11 protein-coding genes are annotated in these 12992 nt (G+C 56.6%); 7 read left to right on the top strand and 4 right to left on the bottom strand.

From position 1 onward, the window contains the following. Positions 1-417 precede the first annotated feature (417 nt). From QUE75_RS15815 to QUE75_RS15800, 4 genes are all read right to left on the bottom strand, one after another. On the bottom strand, positions 418-702 hold the full coding sequence (locus QUE75_RS15815) for a hypothetical protein (protein WP_286251652.1): 285 nt from the start codon (positions 700-702) through the stop codon (positions 418-420). Between the two features lie 203 nt (positions 703-905). After that, positions 906-2213 (bottom strand): chromate efflux transporter, encoded by a 1308-nt coding sequence (gene chrA, locus QUE75_RS15810; RefSeq protein WP_286251649.1) that lies wholly within the window; start codon positions 2211-2213, stop codon positions 906-908. A gap of 79 nt (positions 2214-2292) precedes the next feature. After that, positions 2293-2964, bottom strand: a complete 672-nt coding sequence (locus QUE75_RS15805; RefSeq protein ID WP_286251648.1) for a hypothetical protein — start codon at positions 2962-2964, stop codon at positions 2293-2295. A gap of 15 nt (positions 2965-2979) precedes the next feature. Beyond that, the gene (locus QUE75_RS15800) at positions 2980-3714 is read right to left on the bottom strand and encodes a HupE/UreJ family protein (protein WP_396631665.1); all 735 of its coding nucleotides are present in this window, start codon (positions 3712-3714) and stop codon (positions 2980-2982) included. Between the two features lie 167 nt (positions 3715-3881). On the opposite strand from QUE75_RS15800, the gene QUE75_RS15795 reads away from it, so the two are divergent. The 7 genes from QUE75_RS15795 (at position 3882) to QUE75_RS15765 (ending at position 12892) form a co-directional block, all read left to right on the top strand. Beyond that, the gene (locus QUE75_RS15795; protein ID WP_061333244.1) at positions 3882-4232 is read left to right on the top strand and encodes a DUF3147 family protein; all 351 of its coding nucleotides are present in this window, start codon (positions 3882-3884) and stop codon (positions 4230-4232) included. Between the two features lie 140 nt (positions 4233-4372). Continuing rightward, positions 4373-5716: a TolC family protein gene (locus QUE75_RS15790; RefSeq protein WP_286251646.1), complete on the top strand. Its 1344-nt coding sequence runs from the start codon at positions 4373-4375 to the stop codon at positions 5714-5716. A gap of 5 nt (positions 5717-5721) precedes the next feature. Further along, positions 5722-6993 carry an efflux RND transporter periplasmic adaptor subunit gene (locus QUE75_RS15785; protein WP_286251644.1) on the top strand — a complete coding sequence of 424 codons (1272 nt, stop codon included), beginning with the start codon at positions 5722-5724 and terminating at the stop codon, positions 6991-6993. Then, positions 6993-10118, top strand: a complete 3126-nt coding sequence (locus QUE75_RS15780; RefSeq protein ID WP_286251642.1) for an efflux RND transporter permease subunit — start codon at positions 6993-6995, stop codon at positions 10116-10118. Before QUE75_RS15785 ends, QUE75_RS15780 begins: the two co-directional genes overlap by 1 nt. A 117-nt stretch (positions 10119-10235) precedes the next feature. Then, positions 10236-10718, top strand: a complete 483-nt coding sequence (locus tag QUE75_RS15775; RefSeq protein ID WP_286251639.1) for a hypothetical protein — start codon at positions 10236-10238, stop codon at positions 10716-10718. A gap of 24 nt (positions 10719-10742) precedes the next feature. Beyond that, positions 10743-12062, top strand: coding sequence for a ferredoxin reductase family protein (locus tag QUE75_RS15770; protein WP_286251637.1), 1320 nt, complete (start codon positions 10743-10745; stop codon positions 12060-12062). After that, positions 12059-12892, top strand: coding sequence for a cytochrome b5 domain-containing protein (locus QUE75_RS15765; RefSeq protein WP_286251635.1), 834 nt, complete (start codon positions 12059-12061; stop codon positions 12890-12892). Before QUE75_RS15770 ends, QUE75_RS15765 begins: the two co-directional genes overlap by 4 nt. Positions 12893-12992 lie beyond the last annotated feature (100 nt).

Here is a 12992-nt window from a genome sequence, read left to right as displayed (position 1 = left end):
GTCTTCAGTGATGAGTGGAATTAGCAGGTTGTCTCTTTGAATTGTTTTTTTCGTGGTTTACCTTTCTTGATTGGTCTCGGTTTACTTGATGTTTTTCTGTCATGTCACGGCATTTCTTCTCATGCATACAGTTCATATACATGCTTTCAGTATAGTCAGTTTTGTTGGGGTAACTGCGCTCCTCATTGATTCGGTCAGCCAAACCTCCGGCCGTGGCCATGGTTGAAAACAAAGTTGTGATTGCAGTAATAAGAATTAAGTTTTTCATAATTTCGGCCTCTCTTGCTATGAGCTGACTTGCTAATTCAGGTCAGGTTCAGGTTTGTATGGTTAACTCGCTTGTGATTGGGGCGATGGCTGCTCAATATTTGAGCTGGCCAGTGCCTGCGTCTCCGCGAGTTAACGTTGCCGCATGGTTTATTTTGCGGCTTTTTTTTGCTTTTTTTCCAGTGCGTTATGGTAGGCTCGACCCTCTTTGCTCATCATTCTCAGGCGAGCCTCCATGCCTGTTTCGGACATGGCGTAGTGGGTCATGTCCCTGTGTAAGCGCTGCATTTCGGCGTTCTGAAGAATGTTTTTAACGGACTTACTGTCCACCACTTCGCTGTATCTGGTCGTCATATCTTTATTGTCTGATATGTTGCCTGCGAGTGCAGATGCCGAAAAAATAAATGCTACTGAAAAAGCAAATAATGCTCTCATGATTACACCTCCTGTTTGGTTGGTGCTTATATCTAATCATTGCATTCTGAAATGAGGCTGAAATAATAAAATAAATATAATATTCTTATTGGTTGGGACGTGATTTGGTTGATTGGGGCTCGGCTTTTCGCCGAAAGCTCAACAGATGGTGTCCCGGATAGGTTGGGCCGTCTTGCGCTGATTTTTTGTTGAAGGACATAGTACTAGCACAAGCTTTCCACCCACATCCAGATTGCCCCAAGACCGGCTAATGTGCCCACCAGGGCAATGACGCCCATCCTGAATTTGAAGGCGCAGACAAACGCCACGGCAGACAGCACCAGCATTGGAATGTCCACACTGGCAAGATAGGGCAGGTGCATGTCGACACCAAATCCTGTTAGGGCGTATTGCTCGGCGAACAGTGCGCTGATCGCAAACCAAAGTGCCAGGTTGGCAATCACTCCAACGACGACGGCAGTGACGGCCCCAAGGGCGGAAGAAATGGCTTGGTTTGCGCGTAGTTTCTCCACGTAGGGCGCACCGGCAAAGATCCACAGAAAGCAGGGCAGAAACGTCACCCATGTGGTCAGCAGGGCGCCAATAGAGGCGAAGAGGAGCGCAGACTCGCCGGCAGCATCGCGGTAGGCTGCGAGAAATCCAACGAACTGTGTGACCAGAATAAGGGGCCCTGGCGTCGTCTCCGCCAGGCCGAGGCCTTCCAGCATTTCACCGGGCTGTAGCCACTGATAGTTCTCAACCCCTTGCTGGGCCACGTAAGACAGCACCGCGTAGGCGCCGCCAAAGGTGACTGTTGCCATCTTTGAGAAAAACACGGCAATCTGCGAATACACATGGCCGTAGCCCAGGGCGGCCAGCAACCCAAACACGGTCAGTGCCCAAAGTACCAGGCAGGTTAGGGCTGCACGCCGGGTGCCGGGGCGTACAACGGTTTCTGTGCTGACCAACGAATGATTGGCCTCCGTATTGTCCGGCCCAAGTCTACGGGCTACCAGGTAGCCCGCAATGCCCGCCGTCAGAACCACGATCGGAAACGGTACGCTGAAAACAAACAAAGCCAGAAAACCGGCAACGGCGAGGAACGGCCTCAAAGTGCCCTTGAGTGTTCGTTTGCCGATTCGTATCAGGGCCTGAACAACAATCGCGAGCACCGCCGCTTTCAGGCCGAAAAAAACACCTTCAACAAGAGTCAGGTCACCGATGGTGACATACGCCCAGGACAAAAGGAAAATTGCCAGGGCCCCAGGAATGATAAACAGCAGGCCTGCAATAACCCCGCCCCTCACACCATGCATTAGCCATCCGATGTAGGTGGCAAGTTGCTGAGCCTCAGGCCCGGGTAACAGCATGCAATAGTTCAGGGCGTGTAGAAATCGAGACTCATCCAGCCACTTCTTCTCGTCTACAATAATCCGGTGCATTAACGCGATCTGCCCTGCCGGGCCGCCGAAGCTGAGAAGACCAATCCTAATCCAGACTATCAGCGCTTCCCTGAAAGAAACTTCACTCATTAGCCCTTTTCCTTGATTACATTATTCAATATCGTTTATTTGTGCCTCGTCCCTGAGGCTGTCGCAGTGGTGCGTACTTTTACAGCATTTTCTTCAGTTCACCGTAATCACCGCCGGTGCGCAGTACCACGGTCACATCGTTGTTGTTGCGGTTCCGAAAGAACCAGCCATGGTTGCCGGTAAAGGCGGCCTCAAGCTCGCCTTCATCCTCCGGAACGCCCCGGCCCTTTTCGTAAGAGATGGACTGGCCACCACCATCGCCATGGGTGTCAAAGTTAACGGGGCCACCTTCGGATTCCCAGGAAAACCAGGCGATGGCGCCCTCATTCATGGTGAGCTTGAACTCCGTACCCTGGCCCGGCGTCAGCACAAAACGAACCTCATCTTTCCATTCGGTTTCGTTGGTGGTGGCTGGAGCAGGCTCTTCCGGCGCAGGCTCAGCTTCCGGAGCTGCTTCGGCAGTGGCGGCGGGCTCAACCGATGCTGGCGCCGGTGCTTCGGTCTGGGTTTGTACTGCTACCATTTGCGCGGCGGCATCGGCGGCCGCTTCTTCGGCCAGCTGTTGCTTGATCTCGCCCATTTCGGTCAGGCCCAGAACCCGGCCGGCACCGGTCGGGTCCAGAGCATACTCGGCAGGCATAACCACCGTCACCAGCAGCACCAGTGCAACGATAGCGGCGATGATGGTGGATCGAATCAGTTTGGCGGTGGAGGGTAGTTCTTCACGGTTTGGTCTATCGGTGTTGTACATAACGAATCTCCAGAATTAGGCGACAAAATAACCGGTGAGCTGATAACCGAAGAGCAGGAAGCCCGCGCTCATCATGGCTACATTGGTGGTGTAGGCGTGGCGGAAAAAGCCGTCGGTTTTGCGCCAGAAGCTGATGGCAATCAGGATCATGGTCAGGGCGATGAGCTGGCCAATTTCCACCCCGACGTTAAACGCCAGCAGGTTTGGCACCAGGCCGTCCGGCGAGATGTCGTATTCGATGATCTTTGAAGACAGGCCAAAGCCGTGGAAGAACCCGAAGATCAGGGTGGCGGCCTTGGTGTTGGGCTGGAAACCAAACCACCGTTGATAGGCACCGAGGTTGTCCAGGGCCTTGTACACGATGGACAGCCCGATAATGGCATCAATGATGTAGCTGTTGATGCCAATGTTGAAATACACCCCCAGCAGCATTGTGGTGGAGTGGCCCACCGCAAACAGGCTCACGTAGATCGCGATGTGCTTCATCTGGTAGAGGAAGAAGATGACGCCCAGCAGGAACAGCAGGTGGTCGTAGCCGGTGACCATGTGCTTGGCGCCCAGATACATGAAGGCAATCAGGTTAACCCCGGTGATCTCCTGGATATAACCTTTATCGCCTTCGGCGACGGCATGGGCGAGCACATCGGCGCTCATGCCTAACAGTCCGAGGGTCATAAAAATCCAGAACAGACGGTATGCGCGGGAAGCTCTGAGCACATGCTTGCGATCAGCAAGTAAGGTTGAGCGCATAGTGACTCCTGTGAATTACCTTTTTGTTTGCGCGGTTTGATTCGACGGTCGAAGACCATACCTTGCCCGCTTTCCTGATTGGAAATTAAATGTGAAAAATGTTCACTGTCGCGGTAGTTTGGTTCTGGCGATTCGGCCTCTCGGCGGGCAATAAGGAGATAAATGCAATGACATGGCTCATAACCAAATACGCCATCACCGCCGCCCTGGTGGTGCTGATTTCGGAAGTGGCCAAGCGTAGCGACAAACTCGGCGCACTGATTGCAGCGCTGCCCATGGTGACTGTGCTCGCGATGGTCTGGATGTATGTTGAGCATCAGCCGGCAGACAAGATTGCCAACCATGCCTGGTACACCTTCTGGTATGTGCTGCCCACCTTGCCGATGTTTCTGTTGTTTCCGTTCCTGTTACCCCGTTTGGGATTCTGGTTGTCGCTGGCGGTCAGTGCCGTGCTGACCATGATCTGTTTTGTTTCCCTGGCACTCGTAATGAAACGATTCGGCGTTGGTTTAATGTAATTTCAATGGCCAGATCAGAGCACATGTCTGATTGTTTTGAGCGAGATCAAAAATCCATTATTTAGGATAAATCTTTCAGTCACAGTTCAGGTTGCCCCTCTAGCATTCTCCGCATAACAGCCTTTTGCGGAGAATTCACTTTGCGTTATCTCAGACACCTTCCAAAACTGGGCATGGCCACGATGCTGGCCATCTCAGCCTTGCCCGCAGCGGCCCAGCAGGAGCTGGGCCTGACGTCGGCCATTGAAATCGCCATACGAAATGATCCCTGGCTGCAAGGCAGCGTTTATCAGGAACAGGCCCTCAGGGAAGAAGCGGTGGCGCAGGGCTCGCTGCCTGATCCCCGCTTGACGCTCGGTCTGGCAAACCTGCCAACAGACACCTTCGACCTCGGGCAAGAGGCAATGACACAGGCCACCGTTGGCATTACCCAACGCTTTCCCCGGGGGGACAGCCGCCGGATTGCCAAAACCAGGGTGCTGCAGATGGCATCAATACAACCTCGCCAGCGAGACAATCGCGAACTCAAGGTGACCGAAACAGTCACCCACCTGTGGCTGGATGTCTGGCGCGCTCAGCAAAGTGTGCAGCTGATCGAGAGCAGCCGTAGCCTGTTCGAGCAGTTGGAAGACGTTGCCCAGGCTGGCTACCGCTCGGCCACAATGAGCGCCCGGCAGCAGGACGTGATTCGCGCATCCGTTGAGCTGACCCGGCTGGATGACCGGCTAACTGCGCTGTCAGCAGAGCTCAGTTCCAGCCGTGAGGCGCTGGCGGAGTGGGTGGGAGCATGGGTTGACGAAAAAGCTGGAATCCGTGCCGACCTCCTGTCTGTTGACGACACCATACCGCCGTATTTGACAGCACTGTCTGCGAACGGCAGTCCGAAGGTCGATAGCGTGCTGGCGATCGACCACCCGATGATTCGTGCCACGGATGAACTGATTGAGGTGCGGACTCTGGAGGTTGACCTGGCGAAACAGGCCTACAAACCGGAGTGGTCACTGTCTGCGCAATATGGATACCGCGACAAGGCTCCTAACGGCCAGGACCGGGCGGATCTTTTCTCCGTCGGTATCAGCGTTGATCTCCCACTATTCACCAGTAACCGCCAAGACCGGAACCTCAAAGCCTCCGTGGCCCGGGCAGAGACCGTTAAAACCGAGCGTATGCTGCAGCTGCGCCAGTTGCAGGCGTTAGCCCGCAGTGCAGTGGCGCGCATCGAGCGCCTGGATGAACGCATTACACGTTACCGGGAAACCCTGCTGCCTCAGATGGAGCAGCAGGCCGAAGCCGCCCTGAGTGCTTACAACTCTGACGATGGTGATTTTGCCGAAGCCGTGCGCGCGCGTATTGCCGAGCTCAATGCCCGCATCGAGCTGTTTCAGATGGTGGCCGAGCGTGCCAGGTCGCAAGCCAGCTTCAATTACGTCACCGCCGGCGCGGATAACGCCCCCCTCTTTTCATCGACTCGTTATCAGGACTGACAACTATGGCCAATTTCATTCGCCCTCTGGGTTTTCTCGTGCTGGGCGGTTTCGCCGGTGCCGGCTTTAGCTGGTGGCTGGCGGCTGGCGCAAGCATGGACCACACCTTGGATCCTGCACATTCACAGGCCCGTGAGCCGCTTTACTGGGTGGCCCCCATGGACCCGGATTTCAGAAGGGATAAACCGGGCAAGTCGCCCATGGGGATGGACCTTGTACCGGTTTATGCGGACGACGGGGCTGCGGATGACTCAGCGGGCACCGTCCGGATATCGCCCGCGGTAACCAATAATCTGGGTGTGAGGACCGGCACGGTTATCCAGGGGCGCCTGCCACTAAACATCACCACCGTCGGGCACGTGCAGTATAACGAGGACGCCATGGCCCATGTGCATCCCCGTGTTGAGGGCTGGGTTGAGGCGCTGTATGTGAAGGCGGAGGGGGAGCCGGTTGAACAGGGCAAGGCCTTGTACTCGTTGTATTCGCCCACCCTGGTTAACGCTCAGGAGGAACTGGTTCTGGCGTTGAACCGGGGCAACGAGAATCTGGTCCGTGCTGCAGAGCAGCGTCTATTGGCGCTGAATGTTCCAACCAGCCTGGTACGGAGCCTGAAGGATACCCGCGAAGTGCGCCGTACCCTGACCGTCTACGCACCGGCGACCGGGGTTATCGAGAGTCTCAATGTGCGCGAAGGGATGTTCATCAAACCCGGCAACCAGGTGGTGACCATTGCCTCTCTGGACGAGGTCTGGGTTCTGGGCGAGTTGTTCGAGAGCCAGATTGCCGCAGTTAAGCCCGGCGATCGGGTAGTGATGACACTGGACTATATGCCTGACCGCCAGTGGCGAGGGCAGGTGGATTATGTCTATCCGGAGATCAACACAACAACTCGCACGGCCCGGGTCAGACTGCGTTTCACAAACACTGACGGCACTTTGCGCCCGGGTATGTTTGCCCGGCTGAACATACAGGGAGAGCGTGGCGACCGGCGCATGCTCGTGCCCCGTGAGGCGGTGATCCGCACCGGCCAGAGTGACCGCCTGGTGCTGGCCCTGGAAAAAGGAGCGTTCAAATCGGTTAACGTCCATGTTGGGCGGGTAGGTGAGGAGTATGTGGAAATTCTGCAAGGGGTAAGGCCCGGCGACACGGTGGTCACCTCCGCGCAGTTTCTGATCGATTCGGAATCCAGCAAAACCTCTGACTTTCTGCGTATGTCGCCCCGACCGACGGAGATGGATCACAGTGCCCATGGTATGCAGCATGAAGGGGGCCACTGATGATCGCGTCGCTGATTTACTGGTCGGTTCGTAACCGTTTTCTGGTCGTCATGGCAGCACTGCTGCTGACCGGTCTGGGACTGTACTCCCTGAAGAACACGCCAGTGGATGCACTGCCGGACCTGTCGGATGTCCAGGTCATCATTAAAACCAGCTATCCGGGACAGGCGCCTCAGGTGGTAGAGGACCAGGTTACTTACCCGCTGACCACCGCCATGCTGTCGGTGCCGGGGGCGCAAACCGTTCGAGGCTATTCGTTCTTCGGTGACTCCTACGTTTATGTGATCTTTGACGAAAACACCGATATGTACTGGGCCCGCTCTCGGGTGCTCGAATACCTGTCGCAGGTGGCGCCGAATCTGCCGGAGCAGGCCCGGCCGCAATTGGGGCCTGACGCTACCGGTGTGGGCTGGGTGTACCTGTACGCGTTGGTAGACCGCACCGGGCAGCACGACCTGAGCCAGCTCCGAAGCCTTCAGGACTGGTTCCTGAAGTATGAGCTGCAGACGGTACCCGGCGTTTCGGAAGTGGCCACTGTGGGTGGCATGGTCAAGCAATACCAGGTACAGGTGAGCCCGGAAAAGCTGCGTACCCTGGGGATTCCGCTGTCCCATATTGAAACCGCCATAAAGCGCGGCAATCAGGAAGTGGGGGCCTCTGTCATTGAAATGGCAGAGGCCGAGTACATGGTGCGGGCCTCGGGCTATATCCAGTCCCGGGAAGATTTGCTCTCGATTCCACTGGGACTCGACGACAACGGCACCCCCGTTTTGTTAAAGGATGTTGCCAGCGTTGAAGTGGGGCCACAGATGCGCAGGGGCATTGCCGAGTTGAATGGCGAGGGCGAAACGGTTGGCGGCGTTATAGTGATGCGTTTTGGTGAAAACGCCCAGGAGACTATACGGGGTGTGAAAGCCAAACTGGAGGCTTTGCAGGGGAGTCTGCCGGACGGTGTCGAAGTGGTCACGGTGTATGACCGCTCCGGTTTGATCGATCGCGCTGTGACCAACCTCTGGAACAAATTGCTGGAAGAACTTCTCGTTGTCGGGCTGGTGTGCGTGATCTTCCTGTTCCACGTGCGGTCTTCGCTGGTGGTGATGATCAGCCTGCCAGTCGGCATTCTGACAGCCTTCATCGTGATGTACTGGCAGGGCATCAATGCCAACATCATGTCGTTGGGTGGCATCGCCATTGCCATAGGCACCATGATTGACGGTGCCATCGTGATGATCGAGAACATGCACAAACACATGGAGCGTACACCGCTGACCAGGGAAAATCGCTGGCAAGTGGTGGCGAAGGCGTCGGCCGAGGTGGGGCCGGCGCTGTTTTTCTCATTGTTGATTATTACCGTCAGCTTTGTGCCGGTGTTTGTGCTGGAAGCCCAGGAGGGCCGCATGTTCTCGCCGCTGGCCTATACCAAAACCTATGCCATGGCGGCCAGTGCCGCTCTGGCGGTCACGCTGGTGCCGGTGCTCATGGGTTACTTCATTCGTGGCAAGGTGCTGTCGGAGCACCGAAATCCTGTAAACCGGTTATTGGTGTCGGGCTACTTGCCAATGCTGAAGGGTGTTCTTAAGTATCCCTCAACAACCCTGGTAGTGGTGGTTCTGATTCTGGCGGTAGGGCTGTGGCCTGCCTCCAGGATAGGCAGCGAATTCATCCCGCCTCTGGATGAGGGTGACCTGATGTACATGCCAACCACCTACCCGGGCATTTCCATCGGCAAGGCTCGGGAGTTGCTGCAACAGACCGATCGATTGATTGCCTCGCTACCGGAAGTGGAAACGGTGTTTGGCAAGGTTGGCCGGGCAGAGACCGCGACAGATCCTGCCCCGTTGACGATGATTGAAACGTTTATTCAACTCAAACCACGCGACCAGTGGCGTGAGGGGATGACCACCGAAAAACTGAAGCAGGAATTGAACGCCCTTATCCAATTTCCCGGCGTTACCAACGCCTGGGTGATGCCAATCATTACCCGGATTGATATGCTGGCGACCGGGATAAAAACGCCGGTTGGCATCAAGGTGGCCGGGCCTGAGCTGGCAACGATCGAGGCAGTGGGCAAGCAACTGGAAGCCATTCTTTCGGAGGTTCCCGGTACGGCATCTGTGTATTCGGAGCGCGTTGCCGGTGGCCGTTATGTTCAGGCTGATATCGACCGATTACGGGCGGCGAGGTATGGCCTCAACATTGCCGATGTTCAGCAAGTGATCGCTTCAGCCGTGGGCGGAATTAACGTGTCTCAAACCATCGAGGGGCTGGAAAGATACCCTATCAATGTGCGTTATCCTCAGGATTACCGTGACTCCCCCGAAAAGCTCCGGCAGCTGCCGATCGTGACGCCGTCCGGCCAACGCATTGCCTTGGCGGATGTGGCCGACATTCGGATTGAGGACGGCCCTCCAGCAATAAAAAGTGAGAATGCCCGGCTTAATGGCTGGACCTTTGTGGACATCGAGGGTGTTGATGTGGGCAGCTACGTAGAGCAGGCCATGGCGGTTGTAAATGATGAACTGCAGCTGCCGGCAGGCTACTCCGTGGCCTGGTCCGGCCAATATGAATACATGCTCCGGGCCAAGGAAAGGCTGACCTATGTGGTCCCGCTGACCCTGGCGATCATTGTCATCCTGTTGTTTATGAGCTTCCGCCGCATTGCTGAGGTGGCGATGATCCTGGGCACACTGCCGTTTGCTCTGGTGGGCGCAGTCTGGTTTATGTATCTATTGGGTTACAACTTTTCGGTTGCCGTTGGAGTGGGATTCATTGCCCTGGCGGGGGTTGCCGTAGAGATCGGGGTCATCATGCTGGTGTACCTTAACCAGTCTTACCAGTCCATGCTTGAGAGTTGCGAGCAAAAAGGTCTTGAGCCCAGGCGTGAAACTCTCCGGCATGCCGTTCTGCATGGTGCCGGGTTGCGGGTTCGGCCGATCATGATGACCGGAAGTTCCATCATCATTGGGCTGTTACCCATCATGTTCGGCACCGGGACGGGCTCGGAAGTGATGGGGCGCATCGCAGCCCCGATGGTGGGTGGAATGGTCAGTGCTATGCTGCTGGCATTGCTGGTGATTCCGGTGCTGTTTTACCTCTGGAAACGAAGGGGCCTTGCGCACCGATGACCTGCGTCAATTCTTGCCAAGAGAGGTTGTAGGTTTGGCCGCTATTTCAGGTTCGATTCAGTTTTATGGTCTTAACTGTAGTAGACACTCATCAACTGTGATGAAAAGGAGAATGTCATGAACCGGTTTACAAGGTTAATCGCATGTTCCGTCCTCGTTTCCGCACCCCTTCTGGTGTTTGCCCAGGGCAACTCCGGGCAAATGCCGCGGGGTGGCATGATGAACCAGGAACAGATGCAACAGAACATGTCGCAGATGCAGGAAATGATGCAGGAAATGCGCAACGCCAAGTCGGATGCGGAGCGCCAGCGTATTCGTGAGAAGCACATGGAGTCCATGCAGCAGCACATGCAGATGATGCGTGGTGGCATGATGGGGCAGGGCCAGGGAATGATGGGCCAGCACCAGGGCCAGATGGGCGGTGGCCAGGGCATGGGTAACCAGCCGAAAGGTCAGTCCGGCGGCAAAGGGCCTCGTTCGGGTGGCGCGGGTATGGAGCCGGAACAGCGAATGGAAATGATGGAACAGCGCATGGAGCATATGCAGATGATGATGGAGCAAATGCTGGAGCACCAGGCGCAGGGCCAGAGAGGACGTTAAATAGCTCACTGACATGGAGCGTTTATGACCCTTAGAAAATACCCTGGCGATCTGTTGTTGCTGGGGCTCTTTTTACTGCCTGTCGTAGTTGTTGCTCCGGCGTTGCCCTGGGGCAGCCAGGGCTGGCTGTATTCGCTGGCGGAGCTGGCCGGGGTGTTTGCCCTGTCAGCGTTTCTGCTGGCGGGTATACTGTCGGCCCGTGTTCCCGGTATGGATCCCTGGTTTGGCGGCTTGGTGCGGCTATGGACCATTCACCGCTGGCTGGGGTTCTCGGCCTTTATGCTGGTGATGGTCCATGTGCTGTTGTTGGCACTGGCCACCTTGCCGATGTCTCTTGGCACCAGTGTTGCCACGCTGTTCCCGCCCCTGAGTCATTGGGAGGTCTGGGTTGGCTGGGCCGCCTTACTCACCATGTTGGTTTTCATCGCCCCCACGCTCGGTTTCTTTGGCATCCTGCACTATCAAAACTGGAAACGCCTGCATCTGCTGTCGGCGCCGGCACTGGTGTTGGCGTTGGTGCATACCCTGATGCTTTCAGCTACAGCCTGGGTCTGGTGGTTGCTCTCGGCCCTGGCTTTGGCGGCCATCGCCTGGCGTAAGTTATTGTCACCCCGTCTGGCCAGGAAACCCTATGTGGTAGAAGGCACCGACAAACTTGCCCGGGATGTGGTGGAGCTGCGCCTGCGCCCGAAGGGTAAGGGGATTCGCTGGCAGGCCGGGCAGTTTGTGTACCTGACACCGATGGACTCTTCCCTGGTGGCCGGGTACAGGGAAGAACACCCTTACACCATCGCCTCGGGCTCCGGGGATGATGAACTAAAAATCGGCATTAAAGCCGTCGGCGATGCCACCCGGGCATTGCTTGATATCAAGCCGGGGGCAGAGGTGCGCATCGAAGGCCCTTACGGAACCTTTTTTGAGAATGAGGCTTTGGCGCAGAAGGGTGCTGGCCTGCCCGGTGAACCGCGCAAGCAGTTGTGGTTGGCCGGCGGTATCGGCATCACGCCGTTTGTCTCTGGCGCGCGGGACAGGGTTGGGAACAGTGCGGTTCAGGCGCCGGATGCCTGTTTGTTCTATCTGGCCAACCGGCCGGAAAGGGCCTATTACCAGGACGAGCTGGTCCGCATTGCCGAGGCCTGTGATGGCTTTGAGGTTCACACACACTACATGAACGAACACGGCGTAATCACCCGGGATTATCTGGCCGAGCGCTGCCCGGATTTCGCCGAACGGGACATCTACCTGTGCGGGCCGCCGGGTATGATCAACCACCTGCAAACCCTGCTCAGGCACGAAGGCGTGCCTGCCCATCGCATTCACACGGAGGCGTTTGATTTCCTATGACCAGCAACCGAATTGCCTATACAGGATTTGTTGCCTTTGTCAGCGTGGTGCTGACATTGGTGGTGGTTAACCTGGTTCAGGGCAACCCCGAACCGACAGCAGGCGGTACCGCTGAGAACGCCAATGGTGAGACGGTTTTCCGGCTCGATCAGGTGGCGGAACACAATCATGCCGGTAGCTGCTGGAAGGTGATTAGCGGTGTGGTGTACGACCTCACCGAGTACCTGCCGAATCACCCCACCGAGGAAGAGGTCTTCACCCGCTGGTGCGGCAAAGAGGCAACATCAGCCTGGCTCGATAAAGGCAACGGCCGGCCCCACAGCCCCCGGGCCGCTGCCCGGCTGGAGGATTATTGGATAGGTGTGCTTGAAGGCGGCGCCCCGGCACCAGCACCAGCTGAAAGCGTAGAATCGGCCACACAGCCCGCCACTGGCGATGACCGCCTTGGCCGAATGCTGCTGGGTTTGGCGCCGGGTAATTATCTGGATGGCACCTACCGGGGCAACTTCATCGACCGTGGGTTGATTCAGGTAAGCCTGCAGTTCCGGCTTGAAGGCGGGCGAATCAAGGGGATGTCCTACCGCCACCTGTTCTATCGGGATGAAGACTATTTGAAGATGGACAGTTCCGCCGAGCTTTACCCGGTTTTGCGTCAGTATCAGCAGATCACGGAGCGCCTGGAAGGCGAGCCGATGGAGGCGATTTTCCGGTTGTATGAGCCAGAGAACGTGGTGGATGATATTGACGGCTACACCGGCGCAACGCTTCGTGGTGCCAAGGTGATCAGTGCTTTTCGTGATGGTCTGAACCGGGGCGTCTACAGCTGGTAAGCCGGCGGTAGTGGACAGGTGACTGGGCTGCCTGCGGGGCTTGTTTTCCGGCCGGCGGGCAGACTGTGTTAGGCTTTTGGGAACTTTAACAGGGAGTTAG

It is taken from the genome of Marinobacter shengliensis (genome assembly GCF_030297115.1).
Classification (GTDB): Bacteria; Pseudomonadota; Gammaproteobacteria; order Pseudomonadales; family Oleiphilaceae; genus Marinobacter; species Marinobacter shengliensis.
Note: the sequence above shows the minus strand (reverse complement) of the source record. Positions and strands in the feature narration are given on the sequence as shown.

Excerpts from the sequence above, each read along its gene's own strand:
- QUE75_RS15815 (WP_286251652.1), bottom strand. The coding sequence starts at position 702 with ATGAGAGCATTATTTGCTTTTTCAGTAGCATTTATTTTTTCGGCATCT.
- chrA (WP_286251649.1), bottom strand. The coding sequence starts at position 2,213 with ATGAGTGAAGTTTCTTTCAGGGAAGCGCTGATAGTCTGGATTAGGATT.
- QUE75_RS15805 (WP_286251648.1), bottom strand. The coding sequence starts at position 2,964 with ATGTACAACACCGATAGACCAAACCGTGAAGAACTACCCTCCACCGCC.
- QUE75_RS15800 (WP_396631665.1), bottom strand. The coding sequence starts at position 3,714 with ATGCGCTCAACCTTACTTGCTGATCGCAAGCATGTGCTCAGAGCTTCC.
- QUE75_RS15795 (WP_061333244.1), top strand. The coding sequence starts at position 3,882 with ATGACATGGCTCATAACCAAATACGCCATCACCGCCGCCCTGGTGGTG.
- QUE75_RS15785 (WP_286251644.1), top strand. The coding sequence starts at position 5,722 with ATGGCCAATTTCATTCGCCCTCTGGGTTTTCTCGTGCTGGGCGGTTTC.
- QUE75_RS15780 (WP_286251642.1), top strand. The coding sequence starts at position 6,993 with ATGATCGCGTCGCTGATTTACTGGTCGGTTCGTAACCGTTTTCTGGTC.
- QUE75_RS15775 (WP_286251639.1), top strand. The coding sequence starts at position 10,236 with ATGAACCGGTTTACAAGGTTAATCGCATGTTCCGTCCTCGTTTCCGCA.
- QUE75_RS15770 (WP_286251637.1), top strand. The coding sequence starts at position 10,743 with ATGACCCTTAGAAAATACCCTGGCGATCTGTTGTTGCTGGGGCTCTTT.
- QUE75_RS15765 (WP_286251635.1), top strand. The coding sequence starts at position 12,059 with ATGACCAGCAACCGAATTGCCTATACAGGATTTGTTGCCTTTGTCAGC.